The sequence below is a fragment of the Bradyrhizobium sp. CCBAU 11386 genome, from assembly GCF_028128955.1.
Taxonomy (GTDB): Bacteria; Pseudomonadota; Alphaproteobacteria; order Rhizobiales; family Xanthobacteraceae; genus Bradyrhizobium.
Genome location: NZ_LBKA01000195.1, coordinates 1 through 17,703, shown reverse-complemented (window position 1 = coordinate 17,703; position 17,703 = coordinate 1). Strand labels below are relative to the sequence as shown.

General features: G+C 57.2%; 13 protein-coding genes and 3 pseudogenes. 8 read left to right on the top strand and 8 right to left on the bottom strand.

Annotation, left to right across the window (positions count from 1 at the left end; genetic code table 11):
* Window positions 1-106 precede the first annotated feature (106 nt).
* A pseudogene (gene tnpB / locus XI09_RS13935) lies at window positions 107-453 on the bottom strand (IS66 family insertion sequence element accessory protein TnpB).
* A gap of 589 nt (window positions 454-1,042) precedes the next feature.
* On the opposite strand from tnpB, the gene XI09_RS13930 reads away from it, so the two are divergent.
* Entirely contained in the window at window positions 1,043-3,211 is a 2,169-nt protein-coding gene (locus tag XI09_RS13930) for a phage infection protein (protein WP_271567342.1), read from the top strand.
* A 256-nt stretch (window positions 3,212-3,467) separates the two neighbouring features.
* Here XI09_RS13930 and XI09_RS46165 read toward each other — a convergent pair whose 3' ends face one another.
* Entirely contained in the window at window positions 3,468-4,001 is a 534-nt protein-coding gene (locus XI09_RS46165) for a hypothetical protein (RefSeq protein WP_442869586.1), read from the bottom strand.
* On the opposite strand from XI09_RS46165, the gene XI09_RS13920 reads away from it, so the two are divergent.
* Window positions 3,966-5,273, top strand: coding sequence for a DUF2130 domain-containing protein (locus XI09_RS13920; RefSeq protein WP_271567341.1), 1,308 nt, complete (start codon window positions 3,966-3,968; stop codon window positions 5,271-5,273). The genes XI09_RS46165 and XI09_RS13920 overlap by 36 nt on opposite strands.
* A 219-nt stretch (window positions 5,274-5,492) precedes the next feature.
* A pseudogene (locus tag XI09_RS13915) lies at window positions 5,493-6,254 on the top strand (IS6 family transposase).
* A gap of 883 nt (window positions 6,255-7,137) precedes the next feature.
* Here the strand turns inward: XI09_RS13915 and XI09_RS13910 are convergent.
* From XI09_RS13910 to XI09_RS13895, 4 genes and pseudogenes are all read right to left on the bottom strand, one after another.
* Window positions 7,138-7,723, bottom strand: a pseudogene (locus XI09_RS13910) (LabA-like NYN domain-containing protein).
* A 578-nt stretch (window positions 7,724-8,301) separates the two neighbouring features.
* Window positions 8,302-8,469 carry a hypothetical protein gene (locus XI09_RS13905; protein WP_271567339.1) on the bottom strand — a complete coding sequence of 56 codons (168 nt, stop codon included), beginning with the start codon at window positions 8,467-8,469 and terminating at the stop codon, window positions 8,302-8,304.
* A 669-nt stretch (window positions 8,470-9,138) separates the two neighbouring features.
* Window positions 9,139-9,471 carry a hypothetical protein gene (locus XI09_RS13900; protein ID WP_271567338.1) on the bottom strand — a complete coding sequence of 111 codons (333 nt, stop codon included), beginning with the start codon at window positions 9,469-9,471 and terminating at the stop codon, window positions 9,139-9,141.
* Entirely contained in the window at window positions 9,461-10,015 is a 555-nt protein-coding gene (locus tag XI09_RS13895) for an aminotransferase class V-fold PLP-dependent enzyme (protein ID WP_271567337.1), read from the bottom strand. Before XI09_RS13895 ends, XI09_RS13900 begins: the two co-directional genes overlap by 11 nt.
* Before the next feature lie 760 nt (window positions 10,016-10,775).
* Between XI09_RS13895 and XI09_RS13890 the strand changes: the two genes are divergently transcribed.
* The 5 genes from XI09_RS13890 (at window position 10,776) to XI09_RS13875 (ending at window position 15,465) form a co-directional block, all read left to right on the top strand.
* On the top strand, window positions 10,776-11,984 hold the full coding sequence (locus XI09_RS13890; protein WP_271567336.1) for a pyridoxal phosphate-dependent aminotransferase: 1,209 nt from the start codon (window positions 10,776-10,778) through the stop codon (window positions 11,982-11,984).
* 2 nt (window positions 11,985-11,986) lie between these two features.
* Entirely contained in the window at window positions 11,987-12,787 is an 801-nt protein-coding gene (locus XI09_RS13885; protein WP_271567335.1) for a CDP-alcohol phosphatidyltransferase family protein, read from the top strand.
* A gap of 36 nt (window positions 12,788-12,823) precedes the next feature.
* Window positions 12,824-13,987, top strand: coding sequence for an aminotransferase-like domain-containing protein (locus XI09_RS13880; RefSeq protein WP_271567334.1), 1,164 nt, complete (start codon window positions 12,824-12,826; stop codon window positions 13,985-13,987).
* Complete coding sequence (locus XI09_RS46160; RefSeq protein WP_442869585.1) at window positions 13,984-14,502, top strand: GNAT family N-acetyltransferase; 519 nt, start codon at window positions 13,984-13,986, stop codon at window positions 14,500-14,502. The genes XI09_RS13880 and XI09_RS46160 overlap by 4 nt, the downstream gene beginning before the upstream one ends.
* A 132-nt stretch (window positions 14,503-14,634) precedes the next feature.
* Complete coding sequence (locus XI09_RS13875; protein WP_271567333.1) at window positions 14,635-15,465, top strand: class I SAM-dependent methyltransferase; 831 nt, start codon at window positions 14,635-14,637, stop codon at window positions 15,463-15,465.
* A 185-nt stretch (window positions 15,466-15,650) separates the two neighbouring features.
* Here the strand turns inward: XI09_RS13875 and XI09_RS13870 are convergent, their stop codons facing one another.
* Both XI09_RS13870 and XI09_RS13860 read right to left on the bottom strand, forming a co-directional pair.
* Window positions 15,651-16,733 (bottom strand): porin, encoded by a 1,083-nt coding sequence (locus XI09_RS13870; RefSeq protein ID WP_271567332.1) that lies wholly within the window; start codon window positions 16,731-16,733, stop codon window positions 15,651-15,653.
* Window positions 16,734-16,986: 253 nt separating this feature from the next.
* Window positions 16,987-17,247, bottom strand: a complete 261-nt coding sequence (locus XI09_RS13860; RefSeq protein ID WP_271567331.1) for a porin — start codon at window positions 17,245-17,247, stop codon at window positions 16,987-16,989.
* Between the last annotated feature and the right edge of the window lie 456 nt (window positions 17,248-17,703).

The window sequence follows — 17,703 nt, the reverse complement described above, 5'->3', positions numbered from 1 at the left end:
GCGCTATCACGGTTTGACGGAGCAATGCTGGATCGGAAGGCAAATCACTCATGCAGAGTGATTCTACAACAACTCCGCATGAGTGACGAACGACCCTTGATAAAGATCAACCAGCTCGTACCAGCTGATCCGCAATTCGCATCGGCACACGCTTCCAGTCCGAGCCATCGAGTAGCATCGCAAGCTGCGTCGCACTGAGATGCACAACGCCGTCTCGGATCGGTGCCAGGTGAAACGCCCCTGGTGCAACCACTTCGTTACCAACACCATGCCGCTGCCGTCCCACACCAGAAGCTTCACTCTATCCATGCGCTTGCTGCGGAACACGAAGACGTCGCCGCAATATGGGTTCGCGCGCAGTACTTCGCTCACCAGCGCCGACAGCGTATGCATCGACTTACGAAAGTCGCCGGCTGCCCGTAGATGCGAAGATTGGTTAGATTTATCCCACATTCCATCACAAAGAAGTCTGATGGAATCCCCGATCTCAGCCTGCTGAACTTCCGTCTTCTTTATGCTGACCTCTGCTATTGGCTTAATGAACGGATTCTCCGGGTGAAGACGAAGATGTCGGTGCTCTGCCCTCTCTCAGGCGCGCTCTGAGGGGAGATGCCTGGGCAGCCACATTTTCATATCATTGAATACGAGCGTCAAATGCTCCGCGCTGGCAAGTTCAGGATTGTAGTTGCGACCATTCGCCGGGTAGAGAAAATCCGCTAGCCCGTAAGGAAGCTGACGCGCAACGGAGAGTCCGACAAAGGGACCCGAACCTTTTTGGGAAGGGCCCCGAAAAGTTCGGGCGACTGTTGGATGCCTTGCCGTTCACGCCGCTGACCTATGACCGACACCACGGCCGGAAGCGTGTGGCCAGGGGCGCCTCAAGCTAGCACAGCACGCGCTCGAACCCGTCCGCCTGGAGACGGAATGGTACACTCGATTGCAGAATCGCAATTGCGATTGCGATTGCATGACGGCGATTGCGCGCGCTATACTTGAATCGGATGGCGTTCATTAACGAACATGAGCGCTTGGGGGAATACCTATGAAACAGCTTAGCATCGAGCTGCAGCACTGCTACGGCATAAGGGCACTCAAAGAACAGTTCGACTTCAACTCAGGCAGCGCTTGCGCGATCTACGCACCGAACGGCGCGATGAAATCATCCTTGGCGAAGACATTTCAGGACATCGCGGACGGCAAGGCTTCAGGAGATCGAGTTTTCCCTGAACGCCCGACTGCCCGGAAGGTCGTCGACGAAACGGGGGTGGAGATCGCACCGGAATGCGTACTAGTCGTCCGCCCCTATGACGAGGTGTTCGGTCACACCGAGAGGACATCCACCCTTCTCGTCAATGCGGCGCTTCGTGAGGAATACGAGAAGCTTCACCTAGACATTGATGCCGCCAAGGACCGCCTGCTTGCGGCTCTAAAGGTTCAGTCCGGCACCAAAAAAGATATCGAAAGGGAGATATCGCTCACATTTACGCGCGGAGAGCAGCAATTTTATCGAGCCTTGATCCGGATCAAGGACGAGCTAGCCTCTCAAAAAGGGCATCCGTTCGCGGACATCAATTACGACATCATCTTCGACGAGAAAGTGCTGACGCTCCTCCACACCAAGGACGTCAAGACAGCGATCGAGTCGTACATCAAGAAATACAACGAGTTGCTGACCGCCTCTACGTATTTCAAGAAAGGCATTTTCAATTATTACAATGCCTCGACCATCGCGAAGAGCCTCGCGGACAACGGATTCTTCAAGGCCAAGCATTCGATACGCCTGAACGCCGATAAGGCGATAGACATCGCGGACGAAAAGGAGCTTGAGAAGCTCATCAAGGCCGAGAAGGACCAGATTTCAAGCGACAAGGATCTGCGCAAGAAATTTTCTGACCTGGAGAAGCTTATTCAGCGCAACGCCACCGTGCGGGAGTTTGATGAATACGTCTCCAACAACGAACACCTTCTGCCGGAATTATCCAATATCGATAAATTCCGGGAAGAGGTTTGGAAGTCTTATTTGAAGGCTAACTGGGACGCATACGTCGATGTGGTCGACAAGTTTCAGGCGGCGGAAAAGCGACGCGCCGAGATCGAGGCCCAAGCCGCGGCCGAGCGTACACAGTGGGAAGAGGTCATCGACGTCTTCAACAGCCGGTTCTTCGTCCCGTTTAAGTTGGAAGCCAAAAACCGCCTTTCGGTGATGCTTGGGCAAGAGCCGATGCTGTCACTGGGGTTCCGGTTCGAGGACGGCAAGGATTCAGCGGAGGTGCAAAAGGAGTCGCTGGTCGAGGTCCTGAGCACAGGCGAAAAAAAGGCCCTCTATGTTCTCAACGTCATCTTCGAGATTGAAGCCCGTCGTAAATCCAGCCAGAAAACCCTTTTGGTGGTCGACGACATTGCCGACTCCTTCGATTACAAGAACAAATACGCGATTATCCAGTACCTGATGGAAATTGCCGAAGACTCGATCTTCACCCAACTCATTCTTACACATAATTTCGATTTCTTCCGCACCATCAACAGCCGACTGCTTGTGCCCTACTCACAATGCTACATGGCCTCAAAGAACGAAGCCGGCCTGCAGCTTGCGCGCGCCTCCGGCATTCAGAACGTTTTCGTCCGCGACTGGAAGAAGGCATTTTTCAACGATCCCATGAAAAGGATCGCGTCGATTCCGTTTATGCGCAATCTCATTGAATACACCAAGGGCGAAGATGATCCCGACTACCTTCGCCTGACGTCCCTGCTCCACTGCAAGGCCGATACGGCCTTGATAACCGAAGCTGATCTCGACAAAATCTATACTGCCCTGTTTGGCGGCAAAGGCGCCTGGAAAAAGCCTGGCGACACGGTAGTCGCGTCGATACAGGCCCAAGCAGCGCAATGCATTAAAGACGGCAGCACTTCGAAGCTGGAAAACAAGATAGTGCTTTCCTTAGCGGCGCGTTTTTCTGCAGAGAGTTTCATGGTGAAGAAAATCAATGACGAAAAGAAGGTCGACGCCATCAAGGCGCTCCAGACCACCAAGCTCCTGTCTCTTTATCAAGCCTGCAAGGATTGCGATGACGGCGCTGTGCGGGTCATTCAGCGGGTCGTACTGATGACGCCGGAAAACATCCATCTGAATTCATTCATGTACGAGCCGATCCTGGACATGTCCGACGACCATCTTCGCGCCCTTTATCGGGATGTGAGCAAGCTGAGCTAACGGGGCACTGGCTAGCCCTGGGAGCCGCTGACAACGCTCTATAGGTATATTACTATAACACAGTGAATGATCTACTGCGCACGATCAAACCCACGATTTTCGTGGGCTCGAGCAAGAAGGCTGTCAGTAGTGAGATCGGCCAGTCCCTTTTGGGGGCGCAGCTCGGCGAACACCCGCGCAACGCGAAGCCGCTAAAGGGCTTTGGCGGGGTTCTGAAGATTCGCGACAACTTCGACGGCGATATCTACCGCGCCGTCTACGCGCTCTGTACGTTCTGCGCGCTTTCCAGAAAAAGTCGACCAGCGGAGTCGCGACGCCGCAAAGGCATATTGACCCGATCCGGCAACGCCTGCGCGACGCCGAGGCAATCCACGAGGCGACAAAGGGAGACCGATGATGAGCACGAAGAAGAAGCTGCCCGCCCACAGCGGGTTCCGGCAACATTTTCGCCGATCTCGGCCTGCTTAATGCCGAGGAGCACCAACTCAAGGCTGCCCTGATCGTTCAGCTGAAGCGGCCGATGGCCGAGCGGGAAATCATCCAAATTGAAGCCGCGAAGCTGGTTGAGATGAAACAGCCCGACCTGTCGAAGCTGCTTCGAGGGCTTTTCAAGCTGGTTTCGGTGGAAAAGCTGCGGCGCATGCTCACGGCGTTCGACCAGGACGTTGAAATAACGGTAAAGCCACATCGGAAGCGCGGCGAGGCTGGCCGGATCACGTTTATTCCGGCCTAGAGCTGCTGAAAGGGAGGGTTCATGACATTCAACGTGGCGGCGGCCAAAACCGCTCATGAGCCAACCCTGCACTGTCCGAACTGCAACCACGAAATCCCGCTGACCGAGTCGCTTGCGGCCCCCCTCCTCGCGGAGACGCGCCAGCGTTTTCAGGAGCAACTGGCGAGTAAGGACGCGGAAATCGCGCGAAAGACCGAGGTGCTCCAGCAAGAGCGCGAGAAGCTCCAAAGGGATCGCGAGCAGGTCGACGACCTGGTCGCCAGCCGGTTGGCGGCTGAGCGCGGCCAACTCGTCGCTGCGGAAGCGAAGAAGGCGCGCGAACTAGCTGCGGCCGAAATTCAGGCCCAGATGAACGAGGCGGCCGAGCTACGGCAATTGCTTGAGGCCAACAACGCCAAATTGGCGGAAGCGCAGCAGGCGCAGGCTGAACTCATCCGCAAACAGCGAGCGCTGGATGATGAGAAGCGCGAGCTTGACTTGACCATTGAGAAGCGCGTCCAGGCGCAGATTGACCCGATCCAGATCAAGGCCAGGCAAGAGGCCGACGAGGCGGCACGCCTGCGCGTCGCCGAGAAGGACCAGACCATCGAATCGATGACGCGCACCATCGAGGAGCTGAGACGCAAAGCTGAACAAGGATCGCAGCAGTCCCAGGGCGAGGTGCTGGAGCTTGAGCTAGAGGAACTACTGCGCGGCCGGTTTCCGACCGACACAATTGAGCCGGTTGGAAAAGGCGAGCTTGGCGCCGACGCGATCCAGCGTGTCAACGGATCGATTGGCCAGCCTGCCGGCATTATTCTATGGGAGACGAAACGTACAAAGGCGTGGAGCGACGGTTGGCTTGCGAAGTTGCGGGACGACCAGCGCCGCTCCGGCGCCGACGTCGCCTTGATCATCTCCCACGCTCTGCCCAAGCATATCGAGCAATTCGACCTGGTCGACGGCGTCTGGGTGGCCCATCCCCGCTGCGCATTGCCCGTGGCGGTCGCGCTCCGCCAGGCGCTGATCGACGTGAGTACCTCGCGCCTCGTCCAGCAAGGTCAACAGACCAAAATGGAGCAGGTTTACCACTACCTGACGGGAACGAAATTCCGGCAGCGTGTCGACGCCGTCGTCGAGAAGTTCAACGACATGCGCGAGGATCTCGACAAGGAGCGGAAATTCATGGGCCGGCAGTGGGCCAAGCGGGAAACTCAAATCCTAGCCGTCATCGATTCCACGGTTGGAATGGTTGGAGACCTTCAGGCCATCGCGGGGAAGGCCATGCCGGAGATCCCGAGTTTGGACATGCCGCTGCTGGAGAACGAGGTCGCCCCGAGCGAAAGATAGGATGATGAAGGACCGCGCGCACGCCTGGCGGCCAGCGCCTTGGTATCGTCACTCAAGCCGTCGTTGAACTTTTCTCTATTACAGACAGATTATACCCCGCTGGTCCCTGCACCTGCATACCTTCGAGGCAAGCTTTTTAAAGAGGTCCGGTCGAGCATAGGCTCCCGAGGGCACCGTCAAGTTAACGAATTAGAGCGGCCGAGGGGGTAGACGACGGGCATGCCGACCGCCCGGCCCCCCTTTATCGCCACCATCGCTTCCCACCGGAAGTGATCAGCTATGCCGTTTGGTTGTATTTCCGGTTCCCCTTAAGCTTGCGCATGGTCGAGGAAATGCTGGCGGCGCGTGGCATTGGCGTGACCTATGAAACCGTGCGCCAGTGGGAACGGAAATTCGGCAAGGCGTTCTCCGATCGGATCCGCCAGCGCGCTCCCGCTCGCGGTGACAAATGGCATCTGGACGAAGTCGTTATCTCGATCGCGGGCGAACAACATTGGCTCTGGCGCGCTGTCGACCAGAATGGCTTCGTTCTCGACGTCTTGATCCAGCGCCGAAGAGACTCGCGCGCTGCGCAGCGGCTCATGAAGAAGCTCTTGAAATCCGCCGGCACGCCGCCGCGCGTGGTGATCACGGACAAGCTCCGTTCGTACGGCGCTGCAAGGGCGAAGATGGGCTTTCACGCCGAACATCGCCAGCACAAAGCTCTCAACAATCGGGCCGAGAATTCTCATCAGCCGACGCGGCGACGCGAGCGGATCATGAAGCATTTCAAATTGTCCCGTCAGGCTCAACGGTTCCTGTCAGTTCACGATCAGGTCGCGAACCTTTTCCACATCCCCTATCCCGGAGGGGTCACTGCCGACTTCCGTCGCGCTTCGCGCGAGCGAGCCTTTGCGACTTGGCGCGAGATCTCCACGACAAGCGCTATCGCCTAATCTCGAACCTTTGAGAAGCGTCTCCTTCAGCTCGGCGGTCGATTAAGTTGACGATGCCCTGAGGAGATTGCAGTCACCACCATCCGACCAAGACAAAAGGGGTGCTGCGAAGCCCCCCTTCCGTTCTGACGAACTCGTTAGCCCGCGGTAACAAGCCGACGCGGTTTATACTAATGAATTTGCCGGTTTGCGTCAAACCGCGACGATACGTCTACGGAATAAACCACCGCTCGATATAAGGTCAGCCCGCCACGCCAGCGCCGAGTCCGGTCAATGCGCTACATTCGTTAATTCGCGCCGTGAGAGAAAACGCGAGTGCCGGGAGGCCATGTCCGTTGGTTTCCGATCGGACTAGCTCCAATTTCCCAGCCCGCGCCTCCCCATAGGACGTCAACCACACCAACGTCGCCCATAGCGTCGCGAACAAAGAATATATTGGGAGTAGAAGTGGTCTGCAGCGCCCCGCTTTCTCCATTAGCCTGCAGCCTCAAGAGGCACCACACATTCGCGAGCGTGGTCTCATCGCGAGCGCCTAATTCCCTGCTGATGTCGACCGCGCTGGAGGGACTTCTCAAGGTATACGGTTGCAGAGATGGCTCGCCCTCGGTTTCGACCTTAACTACGTACCGGCGTACAAAGGTCGCGCCAAGCCACGAGATCCTGACTTGGGCCGTTGGCGCTATGTCTTCCTTATAATGTTCCTGCGCGACGAACGCTTCGGCCTCCAACAGCTCGCCAGCCTTCCGTTTCAGTGAGCATTCGATCCTGACATCTGGAACAACCGGCGACGATCTACCGTCATCGACCCTGCTCTCCTTGGCAGTCGCACTGACCACCCAGATTAGCAAAAAGCTGACGAGATACGAGTAGAGCCCTAAGCTGCGCATTGTTGGCGTCGCCATCAACCTGCACGTAATCACCGCCATACGTTATTCCAAGATGGCCGAATCGCGGTACCTGACAGCACCTGACGTGGAGCCTAACCGTTCGGACGGATCGCGCCCCACCTTCAGCTTCAACGGCGCTAGGTCAATAAATTCGTCCGCCTGCCGCCGGAGTTCGTCGGCGACCAGGGCCGGCTGGATAGCAATAGTGGAAACCACGGTCACCCGGACGCCACGACGCTCCACAGCTTCGACCAAGCAACGGAAATCGCCGTCGCCGGAGAGCAGGATGACCTGGTCGACGTGCCCAGCAAGCTCCATGGCATCAACCGCGAGCTCGACGTCAATATTGCCCTTCACCTTTCGGCGACCGCAGGCATCCACGAATTCCTTGGTCGGCTTGGTGACAACCACGTAGCCGTTATAGTCGAGCCAATCGAGGAGCGGCCGGATCGCCGAATATTCCTGATCCTCGACAATCGGGGTATAGTAGAACATCCCGCAGCATTGCGCCGCGGCGCTGAAACTCCCCGAGCAGGCGGTTGTAGTGGATGTCGAAGCCGAGCGCCTTCGCGGTGGCGTGGAGGTTGGGGCCATCGATAAGGAGCGCGATCTTGCTGAAGGGTGACATGCCTCGATTCGCGCTCTTCATCTGTCATCTCCAATGCTTCCCGGCAGCGTCATTGCCGCCTGCCGCGATTCGCCGCAGGCATATCTTGGTTCCGCGGGCCGTGCGCTTAGAAACACAGTACGGAACGGACGGACAACCTCGTTTCTCGCCTGAGTGTGCCATCTCGGCTCCGCCTCAAGAAGAACGACCTGATGTCGGTCTTGGCATGGTCATTCGACCGCTAGGAGTTTCCGTTTGACTGCGCCCGTCACTCCTTCGAAATCTGAAAACTCATTCTCAAGGTCGCGGCCGCGAATGAACTGGACGCCTTTATAGTAAGGCGGCCGGTTGGTTGTGAGCCTGTCAGCCTTGATGTCCATGGTGGTACAATCGCGCAGGGCTCAGTGAGCGGCGTTGATCTCGTCGAATGGTTTGCTCGCGCTGAATCAGCGTACTCAAAAGGCAAGTACGAACGAGCACACCACGACGCCGAACAGGCCCAGCGTGGCATGTGGGCCGGCAGCCAGGTTGCGCCTTGGCTGTACCAGGCTTGCGTCGGCCAGGGGCGGCGATCCGGGCGGCTGCTCTGACTAACCGAACTAGCGCACTTTGATCTTATCCAAGGGAAGTCGCAGTTTTGCAGCATGCTGCTCCCGATTCTTCTTGCGAAATTCGCTTTCCTGCAGCTCGAATTTTGCCAACTCCCTCCGGGCTGCCTCCAAAAGCTGCTCTCGCGGCGCTCTGCAAAGCTGAATGTGTTCCGCCATGACACTCCCCGATGACGACGCCCCATCCTAGAGGAGGATGGGAACCGCTGAAAGTTCCGTCAGATTACGCGCATTTTTCTCTAGGAGAAATCCCCAACGCGGACGATGATCCGTCTTTCCTAAGATGTGGATCGGCCTTTCAAGAAGCCCGTAGACCCCCACAGCAGCAGACAACCACAAGTGACATTGTGGACCGGAGGAGAGCGCTTGAGCTGGCTCAGCGGACAGTCTCGGTTACATCGTCGCGCGCCGCTGCGGCGAGGACTGCCGCCAAAGCAGTTGCCGCGAGTGGCAAAGAAGTCATCGATCTAACCGCCGGAGAGATCTGGAGCGAGCTTGTGCCATCAGGGCGGGGGAACGATCGCCGAGTGAATCAATACGTCAACCGCTGCACTGACACGCTCGGTCTGATGGAGTTGCGCTATCCACTTGCTGCCAATAGCTTCTCCTCGAACAAGCGCCTACCTAACTGAGGGAGGACTCGATGTTGGTCGCTGTTGTCGGAGCCGGGATTATGGGCACGTCGCTCGCGCTTGATTTCGCTGCAAACGAAATGACGGTACTGTTGTTTGATGGCGCCGTCCCGGCTCGGGAGCGACGCCCTGCTGGTGCAGGCGGAGTTACTGTTGAAGACTGGGTCGGGGGAGAAAAGCCGAGTCGTTCCCAGCCTCACCCGGGCTTCTCCGGCCATGACGCGGCGGCCTTATTCAAGGACCAGCGCGCCTCAGTCGGCCTTCGTGCCGGTGACGACGGCGAGCGCCTCCACCAGGCGGTTGAGATCCGCTTCCTCGGTATGAGCGCAGGGGTCACGCGGATGCATTGCCCCTTGGCGATACCCGCCGGGCGCACGTTGAGCACCTTGTAGCTGTCCCTGAGCTGCGCCACCACGACGTCGTTGTCGGCTTTGCTCGTCTTGGGCACGGTCAGTACCGTGGCGAAACTGACCGTGCCGGTGTGCACGCGTGAGCGGATGTCGGTATCGGGGAAGTCCTCATCGCCCATGTCGCGGTCGATGTCGGCAAGGCGGTCCTTCCGAATGTAGAGGAAGGAAGCCCACCCCAAGCGGCGCGCCGATCCACTTCTGCAGGTTGAAGCCGACGAAATCGGCCTTGAGCTCACTTACCTTGAAATCAAGCTGCCCCCACGAATGGGCCGCGTCGACGATGGTATCGATGCCCTTGGCCTTTGCCATGCCGACAATCTCGGCGACGGGCATGACGAGGCCCGTCCGGTTGCTGACATGGGTGCGCAGCAGGATCCGCGTCTTCGGGGTTACCTCGAGTGCGCGGGCGTAGGCATCCAGCACGTCCTGCCGGGTCGCGGGCTCCGGCACGTTGAACTTGACGACGTCGACGCCGCGGCGCGCTTTGAGCGCGTTCATCGCATACTGTATCGAATCGTAGTCGAGATCAGCGTAGAGCACGACATCGCCGGGCCTCAACTTGTTGTAGCCGCCGATGAGAAGCTGCAGCGCCTCAGTCGCACCACGCGTGAGTGCGATCTCCTCGACCGCAGCACCCACGGCCTCCGCCACTTTGGTGCGCACACCCTCGAAATCCCCTGCCAAGCGCTGCCGCACATAATAAGTTTCTCGTAGTTGACCATATCGGTTTGACGGATGAACTCACACCGTACCGGCTCGGCCATGATTCCCCAGTAACCGTTTTCCAGGTTGACCACGTCCGGCGTCACGGCATAGAGCGCCCGAACCGCGTTCCCATAGTACTTGTCGGTGGCACAGGCGGCATGGTCGCGACCGTACTGCAGCATGTCTGAAACCCGGCTTGCACAGCGACAGGCTTCCAAATGATGGAAGCCATCGCCAGATACAACTCTAGACGATCTCTACACTTCGCTCGGCAAGAGCCGCAAATCCCGCTTCAATCCGCTGCCGGCTTACAACTGTTTGCGCCCTGGTCAACTACCAGCGTTGGTGATTGATCGAGTTATGGAAGCATATCAATATGACGGATGAGCATCGGCCTAGGGCAAACATCAGCCGCAAGGAGTTCAGCATGCAAACTCACTCACAATCTGTTCTGGCTAAGGGCAGCTATCGACGTGCTGACTATTCGGCTCCAAAATGCTCCGTGCCAGATCTGCTCCACTCTCCTCCCACCTCAGCCAGTGCATGCTGAGCTCCCTTACGCGCTTTAGAGTGCGCTCATCTCGTAAGCTCTGAAATCCCATTGCCTGCCACGGCGCTTGCCGACCGGAAGACCGATATCTGTCGAAGTGGATCACCCGGTCGGCAATGCCCTTGGGGCCCCTTAGCAAACACAACAATCAACTCAGGAGCAGCGCACATGTTGGCGCAACGGATCTCTTTGCTGTCAGGTCCGGGCACCGCCGCCGCCCGTGAGGCGGTCGCAGCAGCTGCCGCGACGGGACGTCACATCATCGATCTGGCGGCCGGTGAAGTCATCATCGAGCCACCATTATCCGTGTGCGAAGGAGCGATTGCCGCGATCAAAGCGGGGACGAACCGCTACACCGATTCCATCGGCCTACCGCCGCTCCGGAAGGCAATAGCCGAAAAGCTGTCGGCGGAAACAGGTATCGCTTGGGATACGGAGGACATCGTAGTCACTGCCGGTGCAAAGCAAGGACTGCTCGACGCTGCGTTGGCCGTGCTCAATCCGGGTGACGAGGTCATCATCATTCGCCCCTGCTGGCCAACATTCTCGTCCCAGGTCCTTCTTGCAGGGGCAAAGCCCGTATTCGTTGATGCCCGGCCCCCGACATATATTCCCGATATCGAAGCGATCCGTGCCGCTGTCGCGCCGCATACCCAAGCCATTATCATCAACTCGCCAAACAATCCTACAGGCGCCGTCTATGATCGAGCGACCCTTCAAGCTATCGGCGATCTCGCGGTCAACCACCATCTGTGGATCGTTTCCGACGAATGCTACTCCAGCTTCGTATTCGCAGGTGCCCGCCATGAGTCGATCGTCATGGCGCATCCCGGCGTACGCTCCCGGACGATCCTCGTCAACGCCTTCTCCAAGGAGTTGGCGATCACCGGATGGCGCCTGGGCTATTTCGCGGCACCGCGGGAGATTGTTTCCGCGGCCAAGACGCTGCAGAGCCATACGACCTCGAATGCCAACGTTATCGCGCAGCACGCGATCCTGCACCACCTTCAAGTCGGTGACGGCCGTTTTGAACGGGAGATGCATCAACGCCTGAGTCAGGCTCGCAACACCGGTCTCCTGATCCTGTCTGGTCTACAACACGTGGCAACGCCGGGCGCAGAAGGCTCATTCTTCCTCTATCTTGATTTGAGCAGACTTATCTCCATTCTGCCTGCAGGCGGTCCCCTTCGATCCACCGACGACATTGCGCGGTTCCTCCTGGCAGAAGCCGGTGTGGCATCTATTGCGGGAAATACATTTGGCGATTTGAATGGCCTGCGTCTTTCCTTTGGAGCTCCTCCGGACCTGCTGGAGTTGGGATTGAAGCGCGTGGTCGAGACGCTAAACAATCTGAAGAAAAAGCAAACGGCGGCCTGAACATGCCGGAAGGACGTGTTGGAATGCTCAATGGTCCACCGGCCCCGATCTTCGTCGCAGGAACGAGACTCTACCTCCTCTACACGGAGATCGGCGAAGAGCGTCGTGCTGCCGGTGGGTACGTATTCCCTGCGGCACCGTTGATCTCGTTAGCAGCTATGAGTAAGGCGATGATCGGGTATCTACGTGACTATGCAAATGCCATAACCGCTCTCGCCTGCTTGTTTGCCGTCGTCGCCTTGTTTCTGACGCTCAACGGCAACATGGAGCTCGGCGTTGCGGCAATGCTCTGGACTTGGTTTCTGGATCACTGGGACGGGCACGTAGCCCGCAAGACTATGCATCTTCGCCGTCCAGGCGCTGCCAAATTCGGAAAAAGCTTCGATGGTTTTATCGACCTCATTCATGGCGTCGTGTTCCCGGCTGTAGTCATTATTCTTGTTGGTCAAGGCACGATCCTGTCGCTCCTCGCGAGCATGCTTCTCACTTTGACGGGTGCCATAAGGCTCAGCTATTTCGAGAACGTGGGCCTTACTGCGGACGCACGATTCATGGGGATCCCCGTCTCGTATGATACACCACTTCTGGCGATCCTGCTGCTTGCACGGCCACAAATTCCTGACGTCGTCTTTCCGACGGCCGTATCGCTCGCCTTTACTATCCTTGCACTGCTTCATGTGACGACGGCAATCCGGGTTCCAGCTATTCGGGGGATCGGAGTGCCGATCGCTACCGGCTTTGCGATCGCAGTATCTGTTGCTTTGGTGATGATCTCCCACCCCCCTCTTCAGCGATGGACTTAGGGGTCGATCGGCAAGAGCGAGACTAGGGAGCACGACATGAATGAACTGAGTGAGGCCGGGCAAGTGCAACATGCGTCATCCAACGCGACGCCGATCGATTTCAGCCGGAATTTTCCACCTCCCAGCCCTGTTGTCCAACGCGCTCTAACCGAAACATTCGCCGATCTCGGACGTCTAAATATCGCCGATGCCATCCGGTTTCCGCGCTTCATGGGAACAGTGATCGATCGAGAAGTGGGAGCAATGTGGCTTAGTCAACGCCTCGGCCAGAAGCCGAGCGCGGAGCGTGTCCTGCTCACAAACGGCTCACAGAGTGCCTTCGCGATGTTAATGGCTCGGTTCGTCAAACCGGGCGGCATCCTTCTAACGGAAGAGCTGACTTATCCGGCAATCAAGCCACTTTCGTCTCTGTTCGCCATCGAGCTCCGCGCCGTGTCAATAGATCGTGAGGGGATTGATCCGGCAAGTCTTGAGGACGCCTGCGTCGAGCTGGGCGATAAAGCTCGGGCCCTCTATTGCATGCCCACACTGCATAACCCAACGTCCGCCACGATGTCTGAGGCAAGGCGCCGAGACATTGCGAGAGTGGCTCGCCAATATAATCTTTGGCTATTCGAAGATGATATATACGGCATCCTGCCAGAACAGGCTCCTCCCCCACTTTCTCTCTATGCACCTGAGCGCAGCTGGTACATTTTAGGATTGAGCAAATCTCTCGCTGCGCAACTGCGGGTGGCGTATGTCGTCGGCCCAAATTCCGATATTTCGCACGACGTTTTTTGGCCTGGCGTGCGGACCACGAATTGGATGGTTGCGCCGCTGGTTGCAGAGGTCGCATCGAATTGGCTCGCAAATGGGATCGGTTCAGAAATTCTGCAATCGGTGCGAGCTGAGACCTTGAGGCGCCGGGCGCTTGCTGCATCGATCCTTCCCCGCACGCACCAATGTCCGAACGAGTTCAACTATCATCTTTGGATCGACTTGCCAGATGCATGGCAGCTTGACGCCTTTGTCAAGGCGACCCTTGATGCTGGAGTGGCTGTTGGATCCGGCGCGTCGTTCGCGGTTAACAATCAACAGGGGGATCGAAAGTTTCGGATCGGCCTGGGCGTGCCGCCGGATCAAGATGAGCTTGTCCGCGGATTAAGGGCAGTTGCATCTATTATTGATGCGCCAGCGGATCGAAAGTCGAATCGATGACGAACCAGTTACCGCATACTCTCGCGACACGTGCGTTCCACACCAGCGATACCGATCTGCACGTCTGTCTCATTTCCGAAGAAGCAGGACTTGAGCTTCGGACTTTGGCTTTGGCACCCGCACCTCCGAGACCGGTACCAGCCTATCCCCACGCGAAGGCCTTATTTCACGTTGGTGCCTACTGTGGATCGGCCCTGGTATCCGTCGGTACGTTCATGCTTGAAGATATGGAGTCGGCTCAGGAGGGGCAGTTATCAGGCCGCAGCTGGAGAATTCATGGAATGGCAACGGCCCAAGAGTTCCGCCGCCTTGGCTTTGCCACTGCTGTCCTCGATCATGGTTTGCGGGAGGTCCGTAGGCTTGGAGGGCTTCTAGTATGGTGCAATGGGCGAATAACGGCCAGCTCGTTCTACCGACATCACGGATTCGAACAGATTGGCGACGAGCGGCACCTGCCAGGCCTACCGGCCCATTTCCGCTTCAAGAGAGCTGTAGGACAGCCCCACTTCTCCTAGGCTAGAACGCCAACAGGGTTTTCGCCTGTCTGCTTCGAACGCTGTTCGCTTTCAATCGCAGGTCAATACGGTATCCGCCCCTGGTCAGCCAAAAGGCTCAGACTGGAATCGAAGCGCTCCTCGGAGAAACTCATGTCAACCAAGAGTGCCGCGACCGCCGCCGGATGGGAACACTATCAGACCATTGGCAAGCACTACGACAAGGAACGCCCCGGATATCCTGTCAGCGCCGTCGCTGAGATTGCAGCGCGGGCTTTATCTTTGCCTCTCTCGTCGCGCCGAATACTTGATGCGGGCTGTGGGACGGGTATCTTCACGCGAATGTTGGCCACAGCTCTTGACGGCTCGTTTGAAATCCACGGTCTGGAACCAAGTTCAATGATGATCGAACGGGCTATCGAAGCAACAGCCGGGGCTAGGCCAATCCGTTTTCTTGCATCTTCGGCGGAGCAACTTCCGTTCAGCGATCGAACCATAGGAGTGGTTACGGCGGCGGGCGCTGCACAACTCTTCGATCGAACACTGTTCTACGCGGAAGTACAGCGCGTTCTGCTAGAACATGGTTTCCTCGCGATACTGCAGAACAAGCGCCTCCATGAGACCGGATTCTTCCGATCTTTCGAGCTATTCCTCGAGAGGTTCGTTCCCGGCTATCGAACAGGCACATATGCGGATGCTCGTGGCGGACATTCGGTTGCCAACTTCGAAGCTGAGCTTGCCTCAGACAAGGGCTTTTCAAACGTCACGGTCCAGAGTTGGGACTGGCGAAGAGCGTTTAGTATCGAGAGCTTTGAGGCATTCGCCCTCTCAACAATTCAAGTCAAGATGGCGCGAACGGCCCACGGCGACGACATTATCATGAGAGAGCTACGGTCAATCATGTCCGATAACTGTGATGCTGCTGGCGTCATTAATGTGACCTACAAGACCGAGCTTACAACTGCAATGCGGACTGTGCACTAATTGGTCAGATCAGTGATGCCGCAAGCATCATCGCGCTGCTGATTGGACATCGACCTCCAGGAAGATCGAAAGATCAGGCATTTTGCATGCCGATTACCTACTTAACCAATCCGCAGCACTTACAATTGGATTTGACGGCCAATCGCGTTAGATCGTTTTGCTCCACCCAGTTGCCTGACGGGACCTCACCAATTGCGCTGAACGAGTAGAAACCCGACCAGCGCGCTCTGGTTCTTCAGCTCATACATTGCAGCTGACTTGCCAACACCCGCGACTGCTGGCGCCTTGATTGCGCCAGAGTACTTTTGATCCAGAAAAGTGGCGTCGAGCTCGGCCGAGAAGGTCAGGTTCGTGACAGGCGACCAGCGCGTGATTGTACCGACCCCTGCGATGTTGAAATCGGAACTGCAAACACCGGCCAGGCCAAGTGCAGCCATGCCAGAGCTGGCGCAGATCTGCGTCTTAGCTACGTCTGTAGAGCGGACCGCAGCCCAGCCGCTGTAAAAGCCAGTGTTCCAGTACGGATTCCAGTTGTGAGTATAACCTCCGTTGAAGCCATACGTCGTGGTCAGCTGCAGAGCTGTACCTGTTGCTGCAGTCGCGCCGGAATAAATGGCATCCGCGATGCCTGCAAGACCCATGCTCTGATACGCGTCAGTTCTAGCAGAATTGCCGTACATCGCCCACGAGGCTGGAATGTTTTCGTTGACGCCAAAATTGATTGCGCCGTTGGCGTAGGCAGCTTGCAAGTTGATGGTATCACCGGCGCCGGTAGGAATATTCTTGATCGACAACGCCAGCTGACCAGCCCAACCCCCACTTGTCAGAGGCATGTCCAGACGTTTCGTCCGCACCGTCATTGTTGCGTGCTGCGACAGACGCGCCTGGAAGAGACCCCAGGCTTGGTCAAGACGCGTCATGCCCACGAAATCTGGAGCCTGGGTGCCGCCGAAACTCGCCGAGCCATAAACGCCGGTCACAATGCCCGCAGCTGTTGCATAGGTCGTGTTCCAGATATTCCTTTGATAGCAAGCGGTCGGGTCCTGCATTGAAACCGTCGCCGTAAAGCCCTGACCAAAGTCGGCGATATAGGCAAACTGGTTGACACCTGTATTGTTTCCCCCGCTGCCCGGAAGGCCATCGAAGTTGCCAGCTGGATATTGCACCCAAGGCGAGCTGTACTGTGAGACCGCCTTTCCCATGGTAAATCCAGTAAATTGAATGAACGCAAAATAGACGCCAACCGAACCATAGCCAACATTGCCCACCCTGCATTGGCAGGGGCTGTCGTCCCGCCGATGGATTGGTAAACAGTAGAGCCATTTCCAGCGGCAGTGTAGCTGCCTGTCGCCCAGTTAAGAGTCGATTCGAAGAAGATGCGGACCAAGCCATACTCAGTCGCTGTGCGCGTGTCCACGGTTAAGTCGATGCGAGCGCGACCGGAAGCGCTGCTCAGACGATTTGGCGCCAGCGGGACCGGAAACAGGTGTCATGACAAAACTGGAGCAGTCCAGCACCGTGTCAGCGCGCACAAAGCCACCCACAGGTGTCAGAACCAGGTACGTAATAAAATCCGGTACCATACAGCGAGCAAGCCTTCACATACTGGATCTCTTTGGCCCTTACCGGAATATCAGCAGCCTGCGCGCCCCTATGGCAATTAGCCCCGCCACCCAACCGAGCAAGACGCTCTTTACGATTTCCACAGTAAGCTCTCCAAAGTTGCCCGCGCGCTCGCGCTCGGCAAGCGTGTTCTAATCGCCTCACAGCTGTATATTTCATACATCGATCCAGCCATCGGGCGCCCTCAAGATGAGGCCTAAACCGAGAATGCAGAGAGCGATGGCTAACGCATGTCGCGTCGCGCCTCGATACGGCAACGCGTAGACGGTCACTCGCTTGATAAATTGTATGGTGGAGAAAAGTGGAGCGCCGGAGCGGCCCATTTTTGTCAAACGACTCTTCTGCTGACACCAGATAGTTCTGACGATGCATAAGCGCCTGCAATAAGCTTGTAACAGCTGCATGCTCTTTTGCTCGATGCACTTGCGTTGATCAATTGTAAGCGGTGTGTCTCCCGCACCTTGTTCGGCGTGAGCTGATCGGCAACATGCGAGCCGTCATATGCAGTAAGGTTCGCATATATGGTTGACCCTATAGTTGACGCTTCAGAGCCACGGGGCCGGGTGGATATCCAGGTCGGAGCGGGGCGTCGGCGGCGGTGGAGCGCCGCGGTCA